The following is a 26,867-nucleotide window of genomic DNA, read 5'->3' on the forward strand; positions in this document are numbered from 1 at the left end:
TCTTAGTATGTTTTCTACACAAAAATAGGTTCCATAATATCTATAGGGGATTTACCCACTACAAATATTATAGAGCCGATAATATGCGTTTTATCATAGACAGATCTATTTCATTTTCTACTATAGTTGATTGAAATAAGATATGAACAAAGAGGTTAGGAAAGTCAAAACAATGTCTAATAAATGTTTTAGAATCCATGGCATACTACTCTAAGTTCAATCCACTATAAAATTAAGTTTTTGACCATCCTCTGAATGATTACTGAAGATTAACCTTGTTTTTCAAGATGTAGTAGGTTCCGAGATAGAAGACTGCGATAAGGATTAGGTCTTTGAAGATTTCATAAGTAAGCATCATATTGTAATGGGTACCAAAGTTTAAGAAGAGATCACTGAATCCAAGGACAACATGAATGACAATATAGGCTAAAACTGCAAGAGCTGTACGGTATTCATTAAAGAGTTGTCCGATTGAGATTGCCAAGTAGATGCATAGTATGCCTGCTACAGTGCTGAGGATGAATGAAATCAGAGATAAGCTGATACTGTCTAGGTACTGTTGGAACAAGTCTTTAAAAGCAAGGAAATCAACAGAATTAGGCTCAATTATCACAAGAATGATATAAATGCTCAGAACCAAGACTGCTGAACTGATCAGAGACCAAATGAAGGCCCCCAAGAGTTTAGCTAAGATAATCTGGTGTTCGGAAACTGGCAAGGTCAAAGTGAGATAACCTTGTCGGTCATAGACACTACCCTTGAAGCGACGGATGATCAAAATCAAGGTTGAAATCCCAAGCGTAATCATCAAGCCACCAAATACGAGTGCTAGAAAAACAAGTAGAATAGGTTGACTTTCTTTGATGGGTAGATTGTTATAGGTCTTTGCTTGAATTCCGATAAGACCAGAAAGTGCTAACACAGCACCATAGAGGGCTAAATACCATTTGTTAACATTTTTAAATTCATAACGAACTAAATTCCAAAACATAATAATCTCCTTTATCTAGGCTTTGAATTCATGACGGAAGAGCTGGTCGATAGACTCTCCAGACTCATAGCGAATATCATCAACATTTCCTTGACGGACGACTTTTCCATCCTTGAGGAAGATAATCTCATCCAAGATTGGTTCGATATCTGAAATCAAGTGAGTTGAAATCAAGACAGTCGAAGTTGGAGAGTAGTTGTTAATGATGGTGTTCAAGATATAGTCACGAGCTGCTGGGTCGACACCACCGATTGGTTCATCAAGAACATATAGACGAGCATCACGACTCATGACAAGGATCAACTGAACCTTTTCTTTGTTCCCTTTTGAGAGTTTCTTGAAACGGCTATTTTCATCAATACCAAGGTCACGAAGAAGACCTTGAGCACGTTCCAGATTGAAATCTTGGTAGAAGGTCTTGAAATAAGTGAGAGCTTCCTTGACCTTCATCTGCTCGTTGAGGTAGGTCGTATCAGGGAGATAAGAAACAATTGCTTTAGTTGCTGGGCTTGGTTCCATGCCATTGATAAGGATACGCCCTTCCTCTGGCTGTAGCAAGCCGTTGATTAGTTTAATCAAGGTTGTCTTTCCAGAACCGTTTGGACCAAGGAGGCCAACGATTTTTCCAGCTGGAATTTCAAGGGAAACATTCGTAAGAGCAGGGCTTGCTCCATAGGATTTTGACACATTTTCAAATGCTAACAAGGTCATAGTTTAAACTCCTTCAATATAATCTCTCAAAACAGTCGGTAGTTCTTCTTTTTCATAGCCAAATTCTACCATGCCTGTTACAAACTGTTGCAGCTGTTCTTCTGACAGTTGCTTACGGGATTGGAGGATCAAGTCCAAATCCTCTGTGACAAAGCGTCCAGATGTCCGCTTGGTATAAACGAAGCCTTCTCTTTCCAAGTCCGATAGGGCGCGCTGGATGGTGTTGGGATTGACACCTGCCTCGCTAGCTAATTCTCTAACGGTTGGAAGCTGTTGATTGGGCTCGAGTTTATGGGAAATAATCTGTAATTTGATTTTCTCCATAATCTGCAAATAAATGGGTTTATTGTTATCAAATGTCCAAGACATCACGATCTCCTTTCTATTTACCTTTGTGTTAATTCAATAATACAACAAAACAAAAAACTTGTCAAGCCAAAAGGAGAATTATTTTGGGAATCTCCTAAAAAATGGTATAATGAAAAGAAAACGACAAGGAGGGAAAGGCATGCGTTGTCCAAAATGTGGCGCTACAAAATCAAGTGTGATCGATAGTCGCCAGGCTGAAGAAGGAAATACAATCAGAAGAAGACGTGAGTGTGAAGAGTGCCAGCATCGTTTTACAACCTATGAACGTGTTGAAGAGAGAACACTGGTTGTGGTAAAAAAAGATGGTACACGGGAACAATTTTCAAGAGATAAAATCTTTAACGGGATTATTCGCTCAGCCCAGAAACGTCCAGTGTCTAGTGATGAGATTGGCATGGTTGTCAATCGCATCGAACAAAAACTCCGTAGTCGCAATGAAAATGAAATTCAGAGTGAGGTTATTGGTTCCTTGGTTATGGAAGAGTTGGCAGAGCTAGATGAGATTACTTATGTCCGTTTTGCCAGTGTCTACCGTAGCTTTAAGGATGTGAGTGAGCTTGAAAGCCTACTCCAGCAGATTACACAATCCTCTAAAAAGAAAAAGGAAAAATAAATGAAGCCAAATGACCGTTTTTCTTTTGTAAAGAATAATCGGGTGTCGCAAGATACCTCATCAATGGTGCAGTGCTACCTCCCGATTATCGGTCAGGAGGCGCTGAGCCTCTATCTTTATGCTGTGATTTTTTGGGATGATGGTCAAAAGGAGCATCTCTTTGCAGCCATGCTCAATCATTTGAATTTTGGGATGGATAGTCTTTTAAAGGCTTTTAAAACTCTGACAGCCATGAAATTGGTGACCCTCTATCAACAGGGGGAGTCCTATAACTTGTTACTTCATTCTCCCCTATCGACTCAAGAATTTTTACAACATACAGTTTATCGGACCTTGTTAGAAAAAATGATTGGGGATAGTGCGGTTGCAGCCATGAGACAGGAAAGTGTTGAAGGGGAACCTATCTCGGTGGCCTTGAGTCAAATCTTCCCTCAGTTATCCGAGTCTGCGAGTCAAGAACCCTCTAGCAGTCAGCCAGTAGCAGATGATTTTGATTTGGAGCATTTTCGTCAGCTCATGGCCCGTGATGGTCTTCGTTTTCAAGATGAGACTTCGGATGTTTTGGCCTTGTTTGCAATAGCAGACGAGCAGAGGTGGACTTGGTTTGAAACTTATCAAGTAGCCAAAGCGACAGCAATGTCGCAAGTGATTTCTGTCAAACGCATCCGCGAAAAGATAGCGCAAAAGCCTGTGACTTCTGACTTTAGTCCCAAGGAAGCAACCATTATCCGAGAGGCTAAGAGAAAGACAGCCTTGCAGTTCCTTGCTGAGATTAAGCAGACCCGCAAGGGAAGTATTACTCAGACTGAACGGGACCTGCTCCAGCAGATGGCTGCCTTGGGCTTGCTGGATGAAGTGATTAATGTTATCTTGCTCCTGACCTTTAATAAGGTTGATTCGGCCAATATCAATGAAAAATACGCCATGAAGGTAGCTAATGACTACGCCTATCAAAATATCCGTAGTGCTGAGGAGGCTGTCCTCCGAATTCGTGAACGTGGCCAAAAAGCAAAAACGCAAAAGCAGAATCAGAATGCCCCAGCAAAAACCAATGTGCCTAAATGGAGTAATCCTGAATATAAGAATGAAACTAGCGAAGAAACTCGCTTAGAACTAGAACGTAAGAAAAAAGAAATGTTAGCTCGATTAGAAAAAGGAGGAGACTAGATGGAAAGTGTCGGAGACGTGCTCAAGCGTCAACCAAGCCGATTTCAGTATCAGGATTTAGTCCAGCAAATTGTGAAGGACCCTGATGTTGCAGCCTTTATCCAGAAAGAATCTCTCAGTCAGGAGGAGTTAAACCGTAGTATTTCCAAGTTTAACCAATACATTACTGAGAGAGATAAGTTCCTCCGAGGAGATACAGACTATATCGCGCGTGGCTACAAACCTATCCTAGTCATGAATCATGGCTATGCAGATGTCTCTTATGAAGAGACTCCAGAGCTAATTGCAGCGGAAAAAGAAGCAGCGATTAAAAACCGTCTCAAGCTAATCAATCTTCCAGCTAGTCTTAAAAAAGCTAGCCTAGCTCAAGTTGATTTAGATGATTTGGGGCGCTTGCCAGTTTTTGAAAAGCTCCTAGCCTTTGTGGAGCAATATCCAGCTATTCGAAAAGGTCTCTACTTATATGGAGACTTTGGTGTGGGTAAAAGTTTCATGGTGGCTGCCCTAGCCCATGATTTGTCTGAAAAACGTGGTGTTTCATCAACGCTCCTCCACTATCCTAGCTTTGTCATCGATGTCAAAAATGCTATCGGTGATGGAAATGTTAAGACCTTGGTGGACGAGATTAAGCTGGCTGAAGTTTTGATTTTAGATGATATTGGTGCTGAGCAATCAACAGCTTGGGTGCGTGACGAGATCCTGCAGGTTATCCTCCAATATCGTATGCAGGAAGATTTACCGACCTTTTTCACCTCCAACTTCAACTTTGAAGATTTGGAGAAGCATTTCGCTAAAGGGAAAAACGGAAATGACGAAACCTGGGAAGCTAGACGCGTTATGGAGCGTATCCGTTATTTAGCAGAGGAAACAAGATTAGAAGGAGAAAATCGTCGATGACAGAAACGATTAAATTAATGCAAAGCCACTCATCAGTGCGCAGATTTAAGGAGCAAGAGATTCCTCAAGAGGACTTGAATGAGATTTTGAAAGCTGCCCAAATGGCTTCAACTTGGAAAAATTTCCAATCTTATTCAGTGATTTTAGTAAGAAGTCAAGAGAAGAAAGATGCTCTGTATGAACTAGTTCCTCAGGAAGCTATTCGTCAATCAGCAGCATTCTTGCTCTTTGTTGGTGATCTAAACCGTGCAGAAAAAGGAGCTCGTCTCCATACAGATACTTTCCAACCTCAAGGGGTGGAAGGACTCCTCATCACTTCAGTAGATGCTGCGCTTGCTGGGCAAAATACCTTGCTTGCGGCAGAAAGCCTAGGCTACGGTGGAGTGATTATCGGTTTAGTGCGTTACAAGTCTGTTGAATTAGCAGAATTGTTCAAACTTCCTGACTATACCTATCCAGTCTTTGGGATTGCACTAGGTGTGCCAAATCAAAAGCATGATGTAAAACCAAGATTGCCACTTGAGAATGTTGTCTTTGAGGAAGAATACCAAGAACAGTCAACTGAGGCTATTGAAGCCTATGACCGTGTACAGACTGAATATGCAGGTGCGCGTGCGACTACAACTTGGAGTCAACGTTTGGCAGAGCAATTCGGCAATCCAGAACCAAGCTCGACTCGAGAAAATCTTGAGCAGAAGAAGTTATTGTAGAAAGTGAGAAAACATGGCCTTACCAACTGTTGCCATTGTGGGACGTCCCAATGTTGGGAAATCAACCCTATTTAACCGTATCGCGGGAGAACGCATCTCAATCGTAGAAGATGTTGAAGGTGTAACGCGAGATCGTATTTATGCCACAGGTGAGTGGCTTAACCGTTCTTTTAGTATGATTGATACTGGGGGAATCAATGATGTCGATGCTCCGTTTATGGAACAAATTAAGCACCAGGCAGAAATTGCCATGGAAGAAGCAGATGTTATCGTCTTTGTTGTGTCAGGTAAAGAAGGAATTACAGATGCGGACGAATACGTTGCCCGTAAACTTTATAAAACTCATAAACCAGTTATCCTAGCCGTTAACAAGGTTGACAATCCAGAGATGCGAAATGATATCTATGATTTCTATGCTCTAGGTTTGGGCGAACCACTACCGATTTCATCTGTGCACGGTATTGGGACAGGGGATGTACTGGATGCTATTGTGGAAAATCTCCCGCATGAAGTCGAAGAAGAAAATCCAGATGTTATTAAATTCAGCTTGATTGGACGTCCAAATGTCGGCAAATCTAGCTTGATCAATGCCATTTTGGGAGAAGATCGCGTCATTGCTAGCCCTGTCGCTGGTACTACTCGTGACGCCATTGATACCCATTTTACAGATGCTGACGGCCAAGAGTTTACCATGATTGATACTGCTGGTATGCGTAAATCTGGTAAAGTCTATGAAAATACTGAGAAATACTCGGTTATGCGTGCTATGCGTGCTATTGACCGTTCAGATGTAGTTTTGATGGTCCTCAATGCCGAGGAAGGTATTCGTGAGTATGACAAACGTATCGCTGGATTTGCCCACGAAGCTGGTAAAGGGATGATTATCGTGGTCAATAAGTGGGATACGCTTGAAAAAGACAACCATACCATGAAAAACTGGGAGGAAGATATTCGTGAGCAGTTCCAATACCTGCCTTACGCACCGATTATCTTTGTTTCAGCTTTGACCAAGCAACGTCTCCACAAGTTACCTGAGATGATTAAGCAAATCAGCGAGAGTCAAAATACCCGTATTCCATCAGCTGTCTTGAATGATGTGATTATGGATGCTATTGCTATCAACCCAACACCGACAGATAAAGGGAAACGCCTCAAGATTTTCTATGCGACTCAAGTGGCAACCAAACCACCAACCTTTGTTATCTTTGTCAACGAAGAAGAGCTCATGCACTTCTCTTACTTGCGTTTCTTGGAAAATCAAATCCGCAAGGCCTTTGTTTTTGAAGGAACACCAATCCATCTCATCGCAAGAAAACGCAAATAAAAAAGTAGAATCTGGAAGGACATTTCCAGATTTTTTGCTATAATAAAATAAGGAACGCGTTGGAGAGGTAAGGAGATGGAAAAACTATTAAAATTCTTGATTTTGGCACCCTACTTTTACTTTTTTCGTTGGCAAGGGAAGGTACAGCCAGGAAGTAAGTACTTTTCTGTCTTTTACTATTTTTCTTGGTTTTATATGCCTCTAGCAGCCTTGTTTAGTCTAGTTTTCACTCTTTTTTCGCTAGTCTTATTTAACTTTATTTTACAAGAACCAAGGGATCTTGCTAGATGGATGATCTGGCTACTTTTAGTCCTTTTATCCTTAGTCAATGACTGGAAAATCTATGCTTGTCTAAAATTTATGAATAAGCTGCGATTGGAAAAGAAAAAATCCAGTCTTCCTTGAAAGAAATAGGCAAACTTGTATCTGATAGAAAATGATGGTCAATTTTTCATGGAAAAACTAGCTAGAAGCATTAATGAAGAAAACTAGCCTCGGAATAGGAATTTTAAGGGAACTAATCACCTTGGTTAGCCCTTTTTTCGTCCTAAGGGAAAACGGAATATTTCTTGAAAAAATTGGGCAAATATGCTACAATAAAAAGAACATTCTAAAATATTCAGAATTTAAAGTAAGGAAAAAAATGGCAAATTTACTAAAAACAATCATCGAAAATGATAAAGGAGAGATTCGTCGTCTGGAAAAGATGGCGGACAAAGTCCTAAAATATGAAGATGAAATGGCTGCGTTAACAGACGAGCAATTGAAAGCAAAAACAGAAGAATTCAAACAACGCTACCAAAATGGTGAGACTCTTGACCAACTTTTGTATGAGGCGTTTGCTGTTGTGCGCGAGGGAGCTAAGCGTGTTCTTGGTCTTTTCCCGTATAAGGTTCAGGTTATGGGGGGAATCGTTCTTCACCATGGTGACGTTCCTGAGATGCGTACTGGTGAAGGGAAAACCTTGACAGCGACTATGCCTGTATACCTCAATGCTCTTTCAGGTAAAGGGGTTCACGTAGTTACGGTCAATGAATACCTTTCTGAACGTGACGCAACTGAGATGGGTGAGTTGTACTCATGGCTTGGCTTGTCAGTAGGGATCAACTTGGCGGCCAAATCTCCAATGGAGAAAAAAGAAGCCTATGAGTGTGATATCACTTACTCAACCAACTCAGAAATCGGATTTGACTACCTCCGTGATAACATGGTCGTTCGTGCGGAGAATATGGTTCAACGTCCACTCAACTACGCCTTGGTCGATGAGGTTGACTCAATCTTGATCGACGAAGCTCGTACTCCGTTGATCGTTTCAGGAGCCAATGCAGTTGAAACCAGCCAACTCTATCATATGGCTGACCATTTTGTGAAGTCTTTGGATAAGGATGACTATATCATTGATATTCAGTCTAAGACAATTGGTCTATCTGATTCTGGTATTGACAAGGCTGAAAGCTACTTTAAACTAGAAAATCTCTACGATATCGAAAACGTAGCCTTGACTCACTTTATAGACAATGCCCTTCGTGCTAATTACATCATGCTTCTCGATATTGACTACGTGGTCAGCGAAGAGCAGGAAATCTTGATTGTCGACCAATTTACAGGTCGTACTATGGAAGGTCGTCGTTATTCTGATGGCTTGCACCAAGCGATTGAGGCTAAGGAAGGTGTGCCAATCCAGGACGAAACTAAGACTTCAGCTTCTATCACCTACCAAAACCTCTTCCGTATGTACAAGAAGTTGTCTGGTATGACAGGTACTGGTAAGACTGAGGAAGAAGAATTCCGCGAAATCTACAATATTCGTGTTATTCCTATCCCAACAAACCGTCCAGTTCAACGTATTGACCATCCAGACGTACTTTATGCTAGTCTTGAAGCTAAATTTAAGGCTGTTGTCGAAGATGTAAAAGCTCGCTACCAAAAAGGTCAACCTGTCTTGGTAGGTACTGTTGCAGTTGAAACTAGTGATTATATTTCTAAAAAATTGGTAGCTGCAGGTGTTCCTCACGAAGTATTGAATGCCAAGAACCACTACAAAGAAGCTCAAATTATCATGAACGCTGGTCAGCGTGGTGCAGTTACAATCGCGACCAACATGGCCGGTCGTGGTACTGATATTAAGCTCGGTGAAGGTGTTCGTGAACTTGGTGGACTTTGTGTCATCGGTACAGAACGTCATGAAAGCCGTCGTATCGATAACCAGCTTCGTGGACGTTCAGGACGTCAAGGGGATCCAGGGGAATCTCAATTCTACCTTTCTCTTGAAGATGATTTGATGAAACGTTTCGGTTCAGAGCGCTTGAAGGGTGTCTTTGAACGTCTCAATATGTCAGACGAAGCGATCAAATCTCGTATGTTGACACGTCAGGTTGAAGCAGCACAAAAACGTGTTGAAGGAAACAACTACGACACACGTAAACAAGTCCTTCAATACGATGATGTCATGCGTGAGCAACGTGAGATTATCTACTCACAACGTTACGATGTCATCACTGCTGATCGCGACTTGGCTCCTGAGATTCATGCGATGATTAAACGCACCATTAATCGTGTTGTTGATAATCATGCGCGTGCTAAACAAGATGAAAAACTAGAGGCTATCTTGAATTTTGCAAGATACAACTTGCTTCCAGAAGATTCAATTTCACTTTCAGACCTAGAAGGTTTGTCAGACCAAGCAATCAAAGATGAACTTTACCAACGTGCCTTGCAAGTCTACGATAGCCAAGTTGCTAAGCTTCGAGATGAGGAAGCTGTTAAAGAATTCCAAAAAGTCTTGATCCTACGTGTTGTAGACAACAAGTGGACAGACCATATCGATGCTCTTGATCAGTTGCGTAATGCTGTTGGCCTTCGTGGTTATGCACAAAACAACCCTGTCGTTGAGTATCAAGCAGAAGGTTTCCGTATGTTTAATGATATGATCGGTTCCATTGAGTTTGATGTGACTCGTTTGATGATGAAAGCACAAATTCATGAACAAGAGCGTCCACAAGCAGAGCGTCATATCAGTACTACAGCGGCTCGTAATATTGCTGCACAACAGACTGAGCTTCCTGCAGATTTGGATCTTAGCCAAGTTAAGCGTAATGACTTGTGTCCATGTGGTTCTGGTAAGAAATTTAAAAACTGTCACGGTAAACGACGTTAAGAATGACTAATTTTCAGGCGGATGCCTAGTGAAAAGTGAATTTTCGCTTGGCATCCGTTTGCTTTATAAGGAGGATGAATCATGGTATTTACAGCCAAAAGCCCTAAAATTAATATTGAAGAAGTTCGTAGTTTGTCTAAATTAGAAGGACAAGCACTTGCCAATAAACAACAACGCGATCAAGAACTTGAAGCGATTATTCGTGGTGAAGATCAACGCATTTTGTTAGTGATTGGTCCGTGTTCGTCTGACAATGAAGAAGCAGTTCTTGAGTATGCCAAGCGTTTGGCAAAACTGCAAGAAGAAGTAAAAGACCGCGTCTTTATGGTGATGCGTGTCTACACTGCTAAACCACGTACTAATGGTGATGGTTATAAGGGCTTGATTCACCAACCAAATGCCAAAGAAGCACCTAGTCTCATCAATGGGATCAAGGCGGTTCGTCACCTGCATTACCGTGTTATTTCTGAAACAGGAATGACGACTGCGGATGAGATGTTGTACCCAGAAAACCTTCCTTTGGTAGATGACTTGATTTCTTACATGGCAGTTGGAGCTCGTTCGGTTGAAGACCAACAACACCGTTTTGTAGCTAGTGGAGCAGATTTTGCGACAGGTTTTAAAAATCCAACGTCTGGAAATCTCAATGTCATGTTCAACGGTATTTATGCGGCTCAAAACAAACAAAGTTTCCTTTTCCTAGGGAAAGAAGTTGAAACGACTGGAAATCCTCTATCGCATGCTATTCTCCGTGGTGCCCTCAATGAATACGGGAAAAACATTCCGAACTATTACTACGATAATTTAATGGATACTATTGCCCAGTATGAAAAGATGGGCCTTGAAAATCCATTTATCATCATTGATACCAACCATGATAACTCAGGCAAGCAGTATATGGATCAGATTCGTATTGTACGTCAGACCTTGATTAACCGCGACTGGAATGAAAAGATTAAAAAATATGTCCGTGGTTTCATGATTGAGTCTTATCTAGAAGATGGTCGTCAAAATGAACCAGAGGTCTTTGGAAAATCTATCACCGATCCATGTCTAGGATGGGAAAATACTGAGGCTCTTGTACGCGAAATCTACCAAAGACTAGGAGAATAATATGGCATTTATTGAAAAAGGTCAAGAAATCGATATTGAAGCGATCAAGGCGGAAACACAACTATCTGCAGAAGCCTTGCAACATAAGGAAAGCCGAGACCAAGAACTGGCTGATATTCTATCTGGTAAGGATGACCGTATTCTTTTGGTCATTGGACCTTGTTCATCTGATAATGAAGAAGCAGTGCTTGAATATGCTCGTCGTTTGGCAGACTTGCAGAAAAAAGTTGCGGATAAGATTTTCATGGTCATGCGTGTTTACACAGCTAAGCCACGTACCAATGGAGATGGCTACAAGGGTTTGGTTCATCAGCCAGATACTTCTAAAGCACCAAGTTTGATTAATGGTTTGCAGGCTGTTCGTCAGCTTCATTATCGAGTGATTACAGAAACTGGATTGACCACAGCGGATGAAATGCTTTATCCATCCAATCTAGTCTTGGTTGATGACTTGGTGAGCTACCATGCAGTGGGTGCGCGTTCAGTAGAAGATCAGGAACACCGTTTTGTAGCTTCAGGGATTGATGCACCAGTGGGTATGAAAAATCCAACCTCTGGAAATCTGTCTGTTATGTTTAATGCCATCTATGCTGCACAAAACAAGCAAACATTTCTTTACCATGGACAAGAAGTTGAGACTTCAGGTAATCCCCTAGCTCACGTTATCCTTCGTGGAGCTATGAATGAATATGGGAAGAATGAACCAAACTTCTACTATGAAACTCTCTTAAATGCTATCGGGCGTTACGAGTCTATGGGGCTTGAAAATCCCTTTATCATGATTGATACTAACCATGATAATTCAGGGAAGCAGTATATGGAGCAAGTTCGAATTGTTCGCCAAGCTCTGCTCAACCGTGACTGGAATGAAAAGATTAAGAAAACAGTTCGAGGTTTCATGATTGAATCCTACTTGGCAGATGGTCGACAAAATCAACCGGAAATCTTTGGTTGCTCTATTACAGACCCATGTCTAGGATGGGAAAACACAGTAGCCCTGGTAGAAGAAATCTATACTACCTTAACAAAATAAGTGAAAAGGATGGAGTTGGGGGTATCTCAACTCCTTTTGACGAAAATGATAGTTGGACACGGAATTGATATCGAAGCATTAGCTTCTATACAAAATGCAGTTGAAAAAAGAGAAGGATTTGCACGGCGTGTCTTGACAGACAAGGAAATGGAGCGCTTTGCCAGTCTCAAAGGTCGTAGGCAGATCGAGTATTTGGCTGGGCGTTGGTCAGCAAAAGAGGCTTTCTCAAAGGCTATGGGAACGGGAATTGGGAAATTAGGTTTTCAGGACTTGGAAGTTTTGAACAATGAAAGAGGGGCTCCCTACTTCAGCAAATCCCCGTTTTCAGGAAAAGTTTGGCTATCGATCAGCCATACAGATCAGTTTGTGACAGCTAGTGTTATTTTGGAGGAAGATTATGAAAACTAGTCCACATAGACCAACCAAGGCCCTCATCGATCTGGGTGCTATCCGCTACAATATCCAACAAATGGGTGCGCATATTCCCAAAGATACCCTAAAATGGGCGGTTGTGAAAGCCAATGCCTACGGACACGGAGCGGTAGCTGTTGCTACGGCTATCCAGGATGATGTCGATGGTTTTTGCGTTTCTAATATCGATGAAGCCCTCGAACTCCGTCAAGCAGGAATTTCTAAGAAGATTCTTATTTTGGGAGTATCTGAGGTTGAATCTCTTTCATTGGCCAAGGACTTTTATATTACCTTGACAGTGGCAGGATTGGAATGGATTGAGAATCTCCTTGCTACTGATTCAGATTTATCAGGCTTAACCGTTCACCTTAAAATTGATTCAGGTATGGGACGAATTGGTTTTAGAAGTGCAAGCGAGGTGGCACAAGCCCAAGCTTTACTCAAGGAACATGGAGCAAATGTTGAGGGAATCTTTACCCACTTTGCAACTGCTGATGAAGAATCAGATAGCTACTTTAATCAACAGTTAGAGCGTTTCAAGGAAATACTTGCTGGCTTGCAAGAAGTACCAGAATTGGTTCATGCGAGTAACTCTGCGACTACTCTATGGCATGCGGAAACTATTTTCAATGCGGTTCGTATGGGAGATTCCATGTATGGTCTCAATCCAAGCGGACAAGTTTTAGAATTGCCTTATGAACTAAAACCAGCCTTGACCTTAGAAACTGCTATTGTTCATGTCAAAACAGTAGAGGCTGGAGCTTGCATGGGATATGGAGCGACCTATCAGGCAGATAGTGAGCAAGTCATTGCTACTTTGCCAATCGGTTATGCGGATGGTTGGACACGAGATATGCAGAATTTCTCAGTTCTGGTGGATGGACAATTGTGCCCTATCGTAGGGCGTGTATCCATGGACCAAATCACGGTTCATTTACCTAAGCTGTATCCCTTAGGGACAAAGGTTGTCTTGATTGGTACAGACGGTGATCAAGAAATTACTGCAACAGATGTAGCAGTTTACCGAGGAACCATCAATTATGAGGTAGTTTGTCTCCTCAGTGATCGAATTCCGAGAGAATATCATTAAAAGAGAGAAGGAAAGGAGAGGAGCATGAATTTACATCAACCCTTGCATGTCTTGCCTGGAGTGGGACCAAAGTCAGCAGAGAAATATGCCAAACTAGGAATCGAAAACCTACAAGATCTCTTGCTCTACTTTCCTTTCCGTTATGAAGATTTTAAGACCAAGCAGGTGCTAGAACTAGAAGATGGTGAAAAGGCTGTCCTATCTGGTCAGGTAGTAACACCAGCTAGTGTTCAGTATTATGGTTTTAAGCGCAATCGCCTACGCTTTAGTCTCAAGCAGGGAGAGGTTGTGTTTTCAGTGAACTTCTTTAACCAACCCTACCTGGCTGACAAGATTGAGCTAGGAGCGACTCTAGCCGTTTTTGGTAAGTGGGATCGCGCCAAGGCTAGTCTAACAGGGATGAAGGTTTTAGCTCAAGTGGAGGACGACCTTCAACCTGTCTATCGTCTCGCACAAGGAGTTAGTCAAGCAAGCCTTGTTAAGATCATTAAAACCGCCTTTGATCAGGGGCTAGATCTCTTGATAGAGGAAAATCTCCCTCAGTCCTTGCTAGATAAATACAAACTCATGTCTCGCTGTCAGGCTGTTCGTGCTATGCATTTTCCTAAGGATTTGGCAGAATACAAGCAGGCTCTCCGTCGAATCAAGTTTGAGGAACTTTTCTATTTCCAAATGCAATTACAGACCCTCAAGTCTGAAAATAAGGTTCATGGAAGTGGTCTGGTCCTGAATTGGTCCCAAGAAAAACTAACTGCAGTTAAAGAAAAGTTACCCTTTGCTTTGACACAAGCCCAAGAAAAGAGCCTGCAAGAAATTCTGACCGATATGAAGTCGGACCACCACATGAATCGACTCTTGCAAGGAGATGTTGGTAGCGGGAAAACAGTGGTAGCAGGTCTAGCGATGTACGCAGCCGTAACGGCGGGTTATCAGGCTGCCCTCATGGTTCCAACAGAGATTCTTGCAGAGCAACACTTTGAAAGTCTAGAAAGTCTCTTTCCTGATTTGAAACTAGCTCTCCTAACAGGTTCATTAAAAGCTGCAGAAAAACGAACGGTTTTGGAGACCATTGCCAAGGGCGAGGTTGATGTGATTATCGGAACTCATGCTCTGATTCAAGATGGGGTAGACTATGCTAAACTCGGTTTGATTATCATCGACGAGCAACACCGTTTTGGTGTGGGACAAAGGCGTATTTTACGTGAAAAAGGAGAAAATCCAGATGTCCTCATGATGACGGCGACTCCGATTCCACGAACCTTAGCCATCACCGCCTTTGGAGATATGGATGTTTCTATTATTGACCAGATGCCAGCTGGACGTAAGCCAATCGTGACACGCTGGATCAAGCATGAGCAATTACCCCAGGTTTTGACTTGGTTGGAAGGTGAGATTCAAAAAGGGTCTCAAGCCTATGTCATTTCGCCCTTGATTGAAGAATCTGAAGCCTTGGATCTGAAAAACGCTATTGCTTTATCGGAAGAATTGACGACTCATTTTTCTGGAAAAGCAAAAGTTGCCCTCTTACACGGTAAGATGAAGAGTGATGAAAAAGACCAGATTATGCAGGAGTTCAAAGATAGAAAGACTGATATTCTGGTCTCTACAACGGTTATCGAGGTTGGGGTCAATGTGCCAAATGCGACCGTCATGATTATCATGGATGCTGACCGTTTCGGACTCAGCCAGCTTCATCAGCTCAGAGGTCGTGTCGGTCGTGGGGAGAAGCAGTCCTATGCAGTTCTAGTTGCCAATCCTAAGACTGACTCTGGAAAAGACCGCATGCGCATCATGACGGAAACGACTAATGGATTTGTCCTTGCAGAAGAAGATTTGAAAATGCGCGGTTCGGGTGAGATTTTTGGAACCAGGCAGTCAGGTTTACCAGAGTTTCAAGTGGCTGATATTATCGAAGATTTTCCGATTCTTGAGGAAGCACGTAAGGTAGCTAGTTATATCAGCTCCCTTCCTAACTGGCAGGAGGACCCAGAGTGGCATATGATTGCCCTAAATCTAGAAAAGAAAGAACATTTAGATTAAGCTTTCTCTAAGAAAATCTTAAGTTTGCTTTTAGGGTTATTGCCTATACTAGAGTCATCAAAAAGAAACGAGGACTCTCACATGACAATGACGATTAAAGTAAATTACCAAAAAACGTTTCAACAGGAGCAAGCACCTTCTCCTAAATACTAAGTAAAAGAGCGATAACGCTCTTTTTGTGTGGGGATTCGCAGCTAAGGGATTTAGAAAAATGCTTATGTTATAGTAGATTGAATCTAGAACAGTACACTACAACTGCTAAAAATATTTCTAGAAATTAGTTTGACTTTTCTAATCTCTCTGTTCACATCTTATTTCAATCCACTATAATTTGATTTACGGAATATATAAACTTAAACATCACTTCAAACAACGTCTTAGTCTATCTGGTAAACTAAAAGCAGTGCTTTGAGAAAGCTGTGACTAGCTTTCTAGTTTGCTCTTTCGTTTTCATTGAGTCAAGAATTACTTTTAGTTTTTTCTAAGGAAAATATAAGCTATGTTTTAGGAAGGGATTTTATACTAGGTTCATCAAAAAGAAACGAGGACTCTCACATGACAATGACGATTAAAGTAAATTATCAAAAAACCTTTCAAGAAGTAGTAGAGGCAGACAAGCTTGCTACAAAATAGTAGTTATTAAGGGCGATAGAGCCCTTTTTAAATACTTGCTTTAGGTGAAATAGAATAGACTTTTAGTATAAAGAATCAGTAGAATCATGCTATACCAATTTTTACTCTTGACAAGTGAAAGAAACAAGTATATACTGTTTTTGCTGATTCTATAAAAGAGAAATCAGACTATACCAATTTAAGGGGAAAGCACAGCTTGTCTGTGTCGTATATACTATGTGTGGAATTGTTGGTGTTGTTGGAAACACAAATGCAACTGATATTTTGATTCAAGGGCTTGAAAAGCTCGAATACCGTGGTTATGATTCTGCGGGAATTTTTGTCCTAGGTGGTGCTGAAAACCATTTAGTGAAGGCTGTTGGTCGTATCGCAGAATTATCTGCTAAAACTGCTGGTGTTGAGGGAACAACTGGTATCGGACATACTCGTTGGGCGACTCACGGGAAACCAACAGAAGATAATGCTCACCCACACCGCTCTGAGACAGGACGTTTTGTCTTGGTGCACAATGGTGTGATTGAAAACTATCTTGAAATCAAAGAAGAATACCTTGCAGGTCACCACTTCAAGGGACAAACGGATACTGAAATCGCCGTTCACTTGATTGGGAAATTTGCGGAAGAAGATGGCTTGTCAGTACTTGAAGCCTTCAAAAAAGCTCTTCACATCATCCGTGGTTCTTATGCCTTTGCCTTGATCGACTCTGAAAATCCAGATGTCATCTATGTGGCCAAGAACAAATCACCTCTCTTGATTGGTCTTGGTGATGGCTACAATATGGTCTGCTCAGACGCCATGGCTATGATTCGTGAGACCAACCAATACATGGAAATCCATGACCAAGAGTTGGTTATCGTAAAAGCTGATAGCGTTGAAGTGCAAGACTATGATGGTAACAGCCGTGAGCGTGCTAGCTACACTGCGGAGCTTGACTTGTCAGATATCGGTAAGGGGACATATCCTTACTACATGCTCAAGGAAATCGATGAGCAGCCAACGGTGATGCGTAAGTTAATCCAAGCCTACACAGATGAGGCTGGTCAAGTAGTGGTTGATCCAGCTATCATCAAGGCTGTTCAAGACGCAGACCGCATCTATATCCTCGCAGCTGGAACATCTTACCACGCAGGATTTGCTTCTAAGAAGATGCTGGAAGAATTGACGGATACACCAGTTGAACTTGGAATCTCATCTGAGTGGGGCTACGGTATGCCACTTCTCAGCAAGAAACCACTTTTCATCTTTATTAGCCAATCTGGTGAAACAGCAGATAGCCGTCAGGTTTTGGTCAAGGCTAATGAAATGGGAATCCCAAGCTTGACAGTGACAAACGTCCCAGGTTCAACCCTTTCACGTGAAGCCAACCATACCATGCTCCTTCACGCAGGTCCTGAAATTGCCGTAGCATCAACCAAGGCCTATACAGCGCAAATCGCAGCCCTTGCCTTCCTTGCAAAAGCAGTCGGTCAAGCAAATGGCAATGCTAAAGCGCAAGCCTTTGACCTGGTTCATGAGTTGTCAATCGTAGCTCAGTCTATCGAATCAACCCTTTCAGAGAAAGAAACCATTGAAGCCAAGGTTCGTGAGCTTCTTGAAACAACTCGTAACGCCTTTTACATCGGACGTGGTCAAGACTACTATGTAGCTATGGAAGCCAGTCTCAAGCTCAAAGAGATTTCGTACATCCAATGTGAAGGTTTTGCAGCTGGAGAGCTCAAGCACGGAACGATCGCATTGATTGAAGAAGGAACACCTGTTTTGGCTCTCTTATCAGACCCAGTTCTTGCCAACCACACTCGAGGAAATATCCAAGAAGTGGCAGCACGTGGAGCTAAGGTCCTCACCATTGCAGAAGAAAATGTTGCCAAAGATACAGATGATATCGTTCTTACGACCGTACACCCTTACCTCTCACCAATCTCAATGGTCGTACCAACGCAATTGGTCGCTTATTTTGCAACCCTACACCGTGGACTCGATGTGGACAAACCACGTAACCTTGCTAAGTCAGTAACAGTAGAATAAGCTAAAAAATTAAATCATAAGCAAAAGTGAACTAGATAGTTTTCTGGAAATCAGAATGCTGTCTTGTTCACTTTTTTGTATATTCAATGAAAATCAATGACCAAACTAAGGTGCTTAGGTAGATGTCTCACAGAATAGCTTTGAGGTTTTAGATAAGAGTGACGCAGTCAGTCTTATTACACCAAGTTGATATTGTAGAGAAAATGGATCAACCTCAGCCAAGGTAGTTCAAGTCAAGATTGAAGAGGATTGATTCATACTCTTCGAAAATCTCTTCAAACCGCGTCAACGTCGCCTTGCCGTAGGTATGGTTACTGACTTCGTCAGTTCTATCCACAACTTCAAAACAGTGCTTTGAGCTGACTTCGTCAGTTCTATCCACAACTTCAAAACAGTGTTTTGAGCTGACTTCGTCAGTTTCATCTACAACCTCAAAGCAGTGCTTTGAGCAACCTGCGGCTAGTTTCCTAGTTTGCTCTTTGATTTTCATTGAGTATCACTCCTTTTAAGGATTCATTAGAAATAAATCTAAAATTAAGTGTTATCCCAGTTTCTATTAAAATGAGAATTCTTTTTGAAAGATATGCTTGTGGAAGACTTGCAAGCTATAAAAAAACTCTAAGAGCTGGACGATAAGGATCCAACTCTTAGAGGAGTGAGTGTCGTATTTTACTTGCGATACAAACGATCGTATTGGTAGTAAGGATCAAAGGTTACATTGATACCTAGTTTGCGAAGAACATTTTTATCTTCGTCTGTTAGGATAATCGTAGAGTGAGCTTCGCTTCCTTTGAGATTTCCGAGTTCTTTCATGGCACGATCTGCATCAGGATTCTGCATTGCTGTGATAGCAAGGGCGATGAGGATCTCGTTAGAATGAAGTCGAGGGTTACGGCTACCCAAGTGATTGATTTTCAAACCTTGAATTGGTTTCACCACTTCTGGTTCAATTAATTTTGTTTCAGCATCAATGTTAGCGGACATCTTAATAGCATTGATCAATGCAGCCGCTGTTGGACCAAAGAGTTCTGAATTCTTACCAGTAACGATTTCACCAGAAGGTAATTCAAGAGCTAGGGCAGGTCCGCCTGTTTCTTCTGCTTTTTGTCGTGCAGCGACAGCAACCTTGCGGTCAGCTGGAGTGATGCCGAGGTCATTCATGAGAAGCTCAATCTTCTTCACAGCAGTTTCTCCAACCTTCTCAGCTTTGAAGTCAAGAACGGTCTGGTAATAGCGACGGATAATTTCCTGTTTAGATGCTTCAATGGCAGCGTCGTTATCAGTGATTGCAAAACCAACCATATTGACACCCATGTCAGTTGGAGACGCATAAGGAGACTCACCGAGAATACGTTCCAGCATACGCTTAAGGACAGGGAAAATTTCAATGTCGCGGTTGTAGTTGACTGTGGTTTCTCTATAAGTTTGGAGATGGAATGGGTCAATCATATTGACATCATCTAGGTCTGCTGTAGCAGCTTCATAAGCTAAGTTTACTGGATGATGAAGTGGGAGATTCCAAACTGGGAAGGTTTCAAATTTAGCATAACCAGACTTGATACCATTGATTTGGTCGTGGTACATGTTAGACATACAAGTTGCCAATTTACCTGAACCAGGCCCAGGAGCTGTAACGACAATCAAGTTACGGCTAGTTTTGATATAGTCGTTTTTCCCCATACCTTCAGGAGAAATGATGTGATCCATATCTGTCGGATACCCCTTGATAGGGTAGTGAAGATAAGAGTCGATACCATTCTTCTCTAATTGATTACGGAAGGCATCTGCTGCCGGTTGGCCTGCATATTGAGTAATGACAACTGAACCAACAAAGATACCAAGTTCATTGAATTTATCGATCAAACGAAGCACTTCTTGGTCATAAGAAATGCCCAAGTCTCCACGAGCTTTTGAGTGCTCGATATTGCTAGCGTTAATAGCGATAACAACCTCAACTTGCTCCTTCAACTCTTGCAAGAGCTTGATTTTATTGTCAGGTTCATATCCAGGAAGGACACGAGCAGCGTGGAAATCTTCTAACATTTTGCCACCAAACTCCAAGTAGAGTTTGCCGTCAAATTGGTTGATGCGCTCCAAGATATGGTCGCGTTGTAGATTCAAATATTGTTCAGAACTAAAAGCTTGTTTTTTCATTTTTTTACCTCTGAGCTCTATTATATAAAAAAAATGGAAGATTAGAAACTAGAGAGTCGCAAAAGTGAGAAAAAAAGATAAAGCAAACGCTTGCATAATTTTGATAAAAGGTCTATGATGGAGTAAAGTCGATTTTAAATAGAGGTAAAAAGATGCAAGAAAAATGGTGGCACAATGCCGTGGTCTATCAAGTTTATCCCAAGAGTTTTATGGACAGCAACGGAGATGGAATTGGTGATTTGCCAGGAATTACTAGTAAGTTGGACTATCTAGCTAAGTTAGGAATTACAGCGATTTGGCTTTCTCCTGTTTATGACAGTCCTATGGATGATAATGGCTATGATATTGCTGATTATCAAGCTATTGCGGCTATCTTTGGAACCATGGAAGATATGGATGAGCTGATTGCTGAGGCTAAAAAACGAGATATCCGAATCATTATGGATTTGGTGGTCAATCATACATCAGATGAGCATGCTTGGTTTATTGAAGCTTGTGAAAATCCTGATAGTCCTGAGCGAGACTACTATATCTGGCGTGATGAACCTAACGAATTGGAGTCAATTTTCAGTGGCTCTGCCTGGCAATACGATGAAAAGTCTGGTCAATACTACCTGCACTTTTTCAGCAAGAAACAACCAGACCTCAACTGGGAAAATGAAGAACTTCGCCAAAAAATCTATGAGATGATGAATTTCTGGATTGATAAAGGGATTGGTGGATTCCGTATGGACGTCATTGACATGATTGGGAAGATTCCTGATCAGAAGATTGTCAACAATGGTCCTATGCTCCATCCCTACCTCAAGGAAATGAATCAGGCTACTTTCGGCGACAAAGAGCTCTTGACAGTAGGGGAGACTTGGGGAGCAACACCAGAGATTGCCAAACTCTATTCAGATCCTAAAGGACAAGAACTGTCTATGGTCTTCCAGTTTGAACATATCTGTCTTCAGTATCAGGAAGGGCAACCTAAGTGGCAGTACCAAAAAGAGCTAAATGTTGGGAAGTTAAAAGAGATTTTCAACAAATGGCAAACAGAGTTGGGAGTTGAAGATGGCTGGAATTCCCTCTTCTGGAACAACCATGACCTCCCTCGTATTGTCTCTATCTGGGGGAATGACCGAGACTACCGCGAAAAATCTGCCAAAGCGTATGCCATCTTGCTTCATCTCATGAGAGGGACTCCTTATATTTACCAAGGGGAGGAGATTGGGATGACCAATTTCCCATTTGAAAAGCTAGATCAAGTAGAGGATATTGAATCCCTCAACTATGCGCGTGAAGCTCTTGAAAAAGGTGTTCCAATGGAAGAAATCATGGATAGCATTCGTGTGATTGGACGAGACAATGCCCGTACCCCAATGCAGTGGAATGGAATAAAAAATGCTGGTTTCTCAGATGGTCAACCTTGGCTTGCTGTAAATCCAAACTATGCGAAGATAAATGTAGAAGAAGCTTTAGCAAACCCAGATTCTATCTTCTATACTTATCAAAAATTGGTAAACATTCGAAAGGAAAAAAGCTGGTTGATTCGCGCTGACTTTGAACTTCTTGATACGGCTGAAAAAGTCTTTGCTTATATCCGTAAAGATGGAGAACGTCGTTTCCTAGTGGTGGCCAATTTGTCCAACCAGCAGCAAGAGTTTGCAGTAGAAGGGCCAGTCCAGTCTATCTTGATTGAAAATACCTCAGTACAAGATGTTTTAGAGAAACAAAACTTGTCTCCATGGGATGCCTTCTGTATCGAATTAGCTGATTAAAACCAGAAACTCAAGTGTCTAAGATGCTTGAGTTTTTTCTAAAATAAGTGTATAAATTTCTTAAAAAAATATTAGTTTGAATTTTCTAAAAAATCACCTGAAAATCCTTGCTTTTATATAAAAATAGGGTATAATGGTGAAAAATAGTATTTTAAAGGAGAATACCGATGAAATCGAAAAAGTGGCTCGCAGTAGCAGGGATAACGATGAGCGCAGCTCTTCTTTTGGCAGCTTGTGGCAAGACTGAGAAAAAAGCAGATGCTCCAACAACATTTTCGTATGTATATGCCATTGATCCAACAACATTGGACTATAGCGTTACTAGTAAAAGTTCAACATCAGACGTCATTGCCAACTTGGTCGACGGACTCTTGGAAAATGACAAATATGGAAACTTGATTCCATCTCTTGCTGAAGACTGGTCTGTTTCACAAGACGGTTTGACCTACACCTACAAGCTACGTAAAGGTGTCAAATGGTATACTTCAGAAGGAGAAGAGTACGCTGAAGTCAAGGCCCAAGACTTTGTGACAGGTTTGAAGCATGCTGCAGATGGTAAATCAGATGGCCTAACTCTTATCCAAGACTCTATCAAAGGTTTGGCAGAGTATGTCAGCGGTGAAACAAATGACTTCTCAACAGTCGGTGTCAAAGCAGTTGACGATTATACAGTTGAGTATACCTTGAACAAACCAGAAAGCTTCTGGAATTCTAAGGTGACAACAGCAACTATGCTCCCAGTTAATGAAGAATTCTTAAATTCTCAAGGAAAAGATTACGGTGCGGCAGCGCCTTCAGGTATTCTCTACAATGGTCCATATATTTTGAAGAACTTCACTTCAAAATCCGTGATCGAGTACGAAAAGAACCCGAATTATTGGGACAAAGACAATGTTAAAATTGACCACGTCAAGCTTACCTTCTACGATGGTTCTGACCAAGAATCATTGATTCGTAGCTTTGCGTCAGGCTCATATACGACAGCTCGTCTCTTCCCAACTAGTTCAAGTTTTGATTCAACTAAGAAAGAATACGGCGCTAAGATCGTTTATAGCCCGCAAGAAGCGACAAGCTATTACTTTACTTTCAACGTAAATCGTCAGTCTTACAATAAAACAGCTAAGACAGATGATGCCCAAAAAACATCAACTAAAGAAGCGCTTCTCAATAAAAACTTCCGTCAAGCTATCAACTTCGCTCTTGACCGTCATGCTTACTCTGCACAGATGAATGGCGAAGAAGGTGCAGACAAGATTATCCGTACCAGCCTTGTGCCTTATGACTATGTTCAAGTTGGTGAAAAGACCTTCGGTGAATTGGCTCAAGAACAATTGGTAACATACGGAGACCAGTGGAAGGATGTAGCTTTGACAGATGGTAAAGATACCCTTTACAATCCAACAAAAGCAAAAGCTGCTTTTGCAAAAGCAAAATCAGAATTGCAAGCTAAAGGTGTAACCTTCCCAATTCATTTGGATATTCCAGTTGAGCAGACTGATGTCATTGCTGTACAGCAAACCAACTCTCTCAAACAGTCTGTCGAAGCAGCACTTGGAAGTGAAAATGTTGTTATTGATGTACTTCAAATGACTGACAATGAGAAAATGAGTATCACATCTCAAGCCAAAGTGCCTTCTCAAAAAGACTATGACTTGAACGGAACTGGTTGGGGACCAGACTATCAAGACCCAGCAACCTACCTCAATATCTTAGATGCTAAGAAAGGTTCTGCCCTTAAACACTTGGGTATCACAAAAGGTAAAGATCCAGAAGTCATGGCTCAAGTTGGACTTGATGAGTACAAGAAACTCTTGGATGATGCAGCGTCAGAAACAAGCGATCTTAACAAACGCTATGAAAAATATGCCAAAGCACAAGCTTGGGTTTCAGATAGCTCACTTCTTATCCCTGTAGCTTCTTCAGGTGGTTCTCCGACAGTTAGTCGTACAGTGCCATTCACAAAAGCTTACTCTCAAGTTGGTATCAAGGGAGATCCATTTGTATTCAAAGGTTTAGAATTGCAAAATGATATTGTAACAGCTAAAGAATACGAAGAAGCTCTCAAGAAATGGCAAAAAGAGAAAATTGAAACAAATGCCAAATACCAAAAAGAACTAGCAAATCACGTTAAATAGTCTTTTGTAATGAATAAAGAAATCCTGTTTTGAAGCAGGATTTCTTTCTTTTTTTCTATTGCCAATGAGAGCACAAACAGTATATAACTTTACTTTTAGGCTAAAATTTGATAAAATAGTTATATGTTATAAAACCTAACATATAAGGAGAAATGAATCATGAGCATGAAAAAACGCTTATTAGGAGCAGGTTTGACGCTTGCTGCTGCGGTCCTATTGACAGCATGTGGCCAGTCAGCATCAGACGGTAAAACATACTCGTCGACCTTTGGTGCAGATCCAACAACCTTCAACTATCTCTTGGACTACGCTGGTGATAACACTGCTATTGTAACCAATTTGGTTGATGGTTTGCTTGAAAATGATAACTACGGAAACCTCATTCCTGCCCTTGCAGAAGATTGGAGTGTTTCTAAGGATGGTTTAACTTATACCTACAAACTTCGCCAAGATGCCAAGTGGTTTACAGCTGACGGTGAGGAATACGCTCCCCTTAAAGCACAAGACTTTGTAACTGGTATCAAGTATGCTGCTGACAACAAGGGACAAGCTTTGGACTTGATTCAGAACTCTATCAAGGGCTTGGATGATTATGTAACAGGTGCAAATACTGACTTCTCAAATGTTGGTGTCAAAGCCTTAGATGACTATACTGTCCAATATACCTTGACACGACCAGAACCATTCTGGAACTCAAAAACAACCAACAGTATCTTATTCCCTGTAAACGAAGAATTCCTTGCTTCTAAAGGTAAAGACTTCGGAACTTTGAAACCTGACAGCATTCTTTATAGCGGACCATATTTGTTAAAAGATTTTACATCTAAGTCTTCTATCGAATATGTGAAAAACCCACATTACTATGACCAAGAAAAAGTAACGATTGAAAAGGTAAAATTGGCCTACTTTGATGGTTCAGACCAAGACTTGACAATTCGTAACTTTGAAAGTGGTGCTTACTCATCTGCAGGTGTTTATCCAAATAGCTCAAACTTCGCTAAGACAAAGGAAAAATACAAGGACAATATCGTTTATAGCTTGCAAGATGCAACATCTTGGTACTATAACTTTAACGTCAACCGTGGTGCTTATAACCATACTGCAAAAACAAGCGATGAACAAAAACAAGCAACTCAAGCTGCAGTTTTGAATAAAAACTTCCGTCAGGCAGTTAACTTCGCCATTGATCGTACAGCCTACTCAGCTCAATCAAATGGTGAAGAAGCAGCTAAGAACACTCTTCGTAACTCGCTTGTACCACCAACTTTCGTACAAGTTGGAGACAAGACTTTTGGTGAAACAGTTGCTTCCAAATTGGTCAACTATGGTACACAATGGTCAAATATGAATCTTGAAGATGCTCAAGACGGTTATTTCAATAAAGATAAAGCACAAGCCAAGTTTGCAGAAGCTAAAAAAGAATTAGAAGCCCAAGGTGTGAGCTTCCCAATTCATTTGGACTTGCCTGTAGACCAGGTAAACAAGACTTTGCTTTCTGGAACAAACTCAATCAAACAATCAATCGAATCAACGCTCGGTTCTGAAAATGTAGTGGTTGATGTTATCCAATTGTCGACAGATGATTATACAAATGCAACAGTTCAAGCACCAACTCCAGCTGATCATGACTATGATTTGAACTTGGATGGATGGTCAGCTGACTACCAAGATCCTTCAACTTACCTCAATCCTTTCAACGCTGAAGATGGATTCTATCTCAAGATTTTAGGACTTGATCCAAGCAAGGATGCTGATAAGATTACAAGTATCGGTTTGGACCAATTTACTCAAAAATTAAAAACAGCAGATGCAGAAAATACAGACGTAGCGAAACGCTATGAAAACTACGCAGATGCACAAGCTTGGTTGATTGATAGTTCCCTTCTAATCCCAGTTGTGTCAAACGGTGGTGGAGCTTCGGTGACACGCGTGACACCATTTACACGTGCTTACTCACTAGTTGGTATCAAAGGAACTGGAAGCAACTACAAGTACATGAGATTGCAGACAGATGTTGTTACAAGCTCTCAATTTGCTGAAGCCAAGGCTAAATGGGAACACGAACGTAAAAATTCTGTCGAGAAGAGTCAAAAAGACTTTGAAAGTCACGTGAAATAAGTTTAAGAAGATAGGTTGGGTAAAAACTCAATTTGAAAATGAAATTGAGTGAAGTTTTCAAGTATAAAATGCATAGTATAAAGTTTTTGAACACTTAATACTATGTGTTTTTTTTATTTTGAAGACTTTTACCCTGCCTTTTGTTTTTTATTATAGTAGATTGAAATAAGGTATGAACAGAAAGGTTAGGAAAGTCAAACTAATTTCTAGAAATATTTTTAGCAGTTGTAGTGCACTGTTCTAGATTCAATCTACTATAATTTCTAAAAATGTTTTAGAATTCGTAGCGTACTATTCTAAGTTCATTTTACTATAACGATAAGTCTTTGCTGCGACAGCGGGTTGTTTTTTTTGTTTTCAAGACTCTAAAAGTCTGTTTTTATAAAAATTTGAGTATCTCTAGTTAAATTCTT

Annotated in this window: 20 protein-coding genes; 15 read left to right on the forward strand and 5 right to left on the reverse strand. The window is 41.2% G+C overall.

Annotated elements, in window-relative coordinates:
- Nucleotides 1-259: 259 nt before the first annotated feature.
- Genes QEZ38_RS08325 through QEZ38_RS08335 form a run of 3 tightly spaced genes read right to left on the reverse strand, consistent with a single transcriptional unit; the run spans nucleotide 260 to nucleotide 2,071 of the window.
- On the reverse strand, nucleotides 260-991 hold the full coding sequence (locus QEZ38_RS08325) for a hypothetical protein (protein ID WP_281335606.1): 732 nt from the start codon (nucleotides 989-991) through the stop codon (nucleotides 260-262).
- Between the two features lie 15 nt (nucleotides 992-1,006).
- Nucleotides 1,007-1,702 (reverse strand): ABC transporter ATP-binding protein, encoded by a 696-nt coding sequence (locus QEZ38_RS08330; protein ID WP_000173159.1) that lies wholly within the window; start codon nucleotides 1,700-1,702, stop codon nucleotides 1,007-1,009.
- 3 nt (nucleotides 1,703-1,705) lie between these two features.
- The gene (locus QEZ38_RS08335; protein WP_000119157.1) at nucleotides 1,706-2,071 is read right to left on the reverse strand and encodes a GntR family transcriptional regulator; all 366 of its coding nucleotides are present in this window, start codon (nucleotides 2,069-2,071) and stop codon (nucleotides 1,706-1,708) included.
- A gap of 139 nt (nucleotides 2,072-2,210) precedes the next feature.
- Between QEZ38_RS08335 and nrdR the strand changes: the two genes are divergently transcribed.
- From nrdR to glmS, 12 genes are all read left to right on the forward strand, one after another.
- A complete protein-coding gene (gene nrdR, locus QEZ38_RS08340) occupies nucleotides 2,211-2,684 on the forward strand; it encodes a transcriptional regulator NrdR (protein ID WP_001203674.1) in 474 nt (157 codons plus the stop codon).
- Nucleotides 2,685-3,851 (forward strand): DnaD domain protein, encoded by a 1,167-nt coding sequence (locus tag QEZ38_RS08345; RefSeq protein WP_223338289.1) that lies wholly within the window; start codon nucleotides 2,685-2,687, stop codon nucleotides 3,849-3,851. It abuts the gene before it with no gap.
- Complete coding sequence (dnaI, locus tag QEZ38_RS08350; protein WP_049549027.1) at nucleotides 3,852-4,748, forward strand: primosomal protein DnaI; 897 nt, start codon at nucleotides 3,852-3,854, stop codon at nucleotides 4,746-4,748. It begins immediately after the preceding gene.
- Nucleotides 4,745-5,458, forward strand: a complete 714-nt coding sequence (locus QEZ38_RS08355; protein ID WP_281335607.1) for an NADPH-dependent oxidoreductase — start codon at nucleotides 4,745-4,747, stop codon at nucleotides 5,456-5,458. Before dnaI ends, QEZ38_RS08355 begins: the two co-directional genes overlap by 4 nt.
- A 13-nt stretch (nucleotides 5,459-5,471) precedes the next feature.
- A complete protein-coding gene (gene der / locus QEZ38_RS08360; protein WP_281335608.1) occupies nucleotides 5,472-6,782 on the forward strand; it encodes a ribosome biogenesis GTPase Der in 1,311 nt (436 codons plus the stop codon).
- Nucleotides 6,783-7,425: 643 nt separating this feature from the next.
- Nucleotides 7,426-9,939 (forward strand): preprotein translocase subunit SecA, encoded by a 2,514-nt coding sequence (gene secA / locus QEZ38_RS08365; protein WP_281335609.1) that lies wholly within the window; start codon nucleotides 7,426-7,428, stop codon nucleotides 9,937-9,939.
- Nucleotides 9,940-10,020: 81 nt separating this feature from the next.
- Nucleotides 10,021-11,052: a 3-deoxy-7-phosphoheptulonate synthase gene (locus QEZ38_RS08370; protein WP_000232201.1), complete on the forward strand. Its 1,032-nt coding sequence runs from the start codon at nucleotides 10,021-10,023 to the stop codon at nucleotides 11,050-11,052.
- A 1-nt stretch (nucleotide 11,053) separates the two neighbouring features.
- Nucleotides 11,054-12,085 (forward strand): 3-deoxy-7-phosphoheptulonate synthase, encoded by a 1,032-nt coding sequence (locus QEZ38_RS08375; RefSeq protein WP_075228792.1) that lies wholly within the window; start codon nucleotides 11,054-11,056, stop codon nucleotides 12,083-12,085.
- A gap of 45 nt (nucleotides 12,086-12,130) precedes the next feature.
- Nucleotides 12,131-12,493 carry a holo-ACP synthase gene (acpS, locus tag QEZ38_RS08380; protein WP_281335636.1) on the forward strand — a complete coding sequence of 121 codons (363 nt, stop codon included), beginning with the start codon at nucleotides 12,131-12,133 and terminating at the stop codon, nucleotides 12,491-12,493.
- Nucleotides 12,483-13,586 carry an alanine racemase gene (gene alr / locus QEZ38_RS08385; RefSeq protein WP_281335610.1) on the forward strand — a complete coding sequence of 368 codons (1,104 nt, stop codon included), beginning with the start codon at nucleotides 12,483-12,485 and terminating at the stop codon, nucleotides 13,584-13,586. Before acpS ends, alr begins: the two co-directional genes overlap by 11 nt.
- Nucleotides 13,587-13,610: 24 nt before the next feature.
- Nucleotides 13,611-15,626 carry an ATP-dependent DNA helicase RecG gene (gene recG, locus QEZ38_RS08390; RefSeq protein ID WP_281335611.1) on the forward strand — a complete coding sequence of 672 codons (2,016 nt, stop codon included), beginning with the start codon at nucleotides 13,611-13,613 and terminating at the stop codon, nucleotides 15,624-15,626.
- A gap of 849 nt (nucleotides 15,627-16,475) precedes the next feature.
- A complete protein-coding gene (glmS, locus tag QEZ38_RS08395) occupies nucleotides 16,476-18,284 on the forward strand; it encodes a glutamine--fructose-6-phosphate transaminase (isomerizing) (protein WP_281335612.1) in 1,809 nt (602 codons plus the stop codon).
- Nucleotides 18,285-18,498: 214 nt separating this feature from the next.
- Here glmS and QEZ38_RS08400 read toward each other — a convergent pair whose 3' ends face one another.
- Both QEZ38_RS08400 and QEZ38_RS08405 read right to left on the reverse strand, forming a co-directional pair.
- Complete coding sequence (locus tag QEZ38_RS08400) at nucleotides 18,499-18,774, reverse strand: hypothetical protein (RefSeq protein WP_045762826.1); 276 nt, start codon at nucleotides 18,772-18,774, stop codon at nucleotides 18,499-18,501.
- A gap of 179 nt (nucleotides 18,775-18,953) precedes the next feature.
- Nucleotides 18,954-20,438 (reverse strand): DUF1846 domain-containing protein, encoded by a 1,485-nt coding sequence (locus QEZ38_RS08405; RefSeq protein ID WP_281335613.1) that lies wholly within the window; start codon nucleotides 20,436-20,438, stop codon nucleotides 18,954-18,956.
- Nucleotides 20,439-20,590: 152 nt separating this feature from the next.
- Between QEZ38_RS08405 and QEZ38_RS08410 the strand changes: the two genes are divergently transcribed.
- The 3 genes from QEZ38_RS08410 to QEZ38_RS08420 all read left to right on the forward strand — a co-directional run bounded on the left by QEZ38_RS08410 (nucleotide 20,591) and on the right by QEZ38_RS08420 (nucleotide 26,454).
- Entirely contained in the window at nucleotides 20,591-22,201 is a 1,611-nt protein-coding gene (locus QEZ38_RS08410; protein WP_281335614.1) for a glycoside hydrolase family 13 protein, read from the forward strand.
- 167 nt (nucleotides 22,202-22,368) lie between these two features.
- Complete coding sequence (locus QEZ38_RS08415; RefSeq protein WP_281335615.1) at nucleotides 22,369-24,336, forward strand: peptide ABC transporter substrate-binding protein; 1,968 nt, start codon at nucleotides 22,369-22,371, stop codon at nucleotides 24,334-24,336.
- A gap of 159 nt (nucleotides 24,337-24,495) precedes the next feature.
- Nucleotides 24,496-26,454, forward strand: a complete 1,959-nt coding sequence (locus QEZ38_RS08420; RefSeq protein ID WP_281335616.1) for a peptide ABC transporter substrate-binding protein — start codon at nucleotides 24,496-24,498, stop codon at nucleotides 26,452-26,454.
- Nucleotides 26,455-26,867: the final 413 nt, after the last annotated feature.

The sequence above is a fragment of the Streptococcus taonis genome (genome assembly GCF_029948085.1).
GTDB lineage: Bacteria > Bacillota > Bacilli > Lactobacillales > Streptococcaceae > Streptococcus > Streptococcus taonis.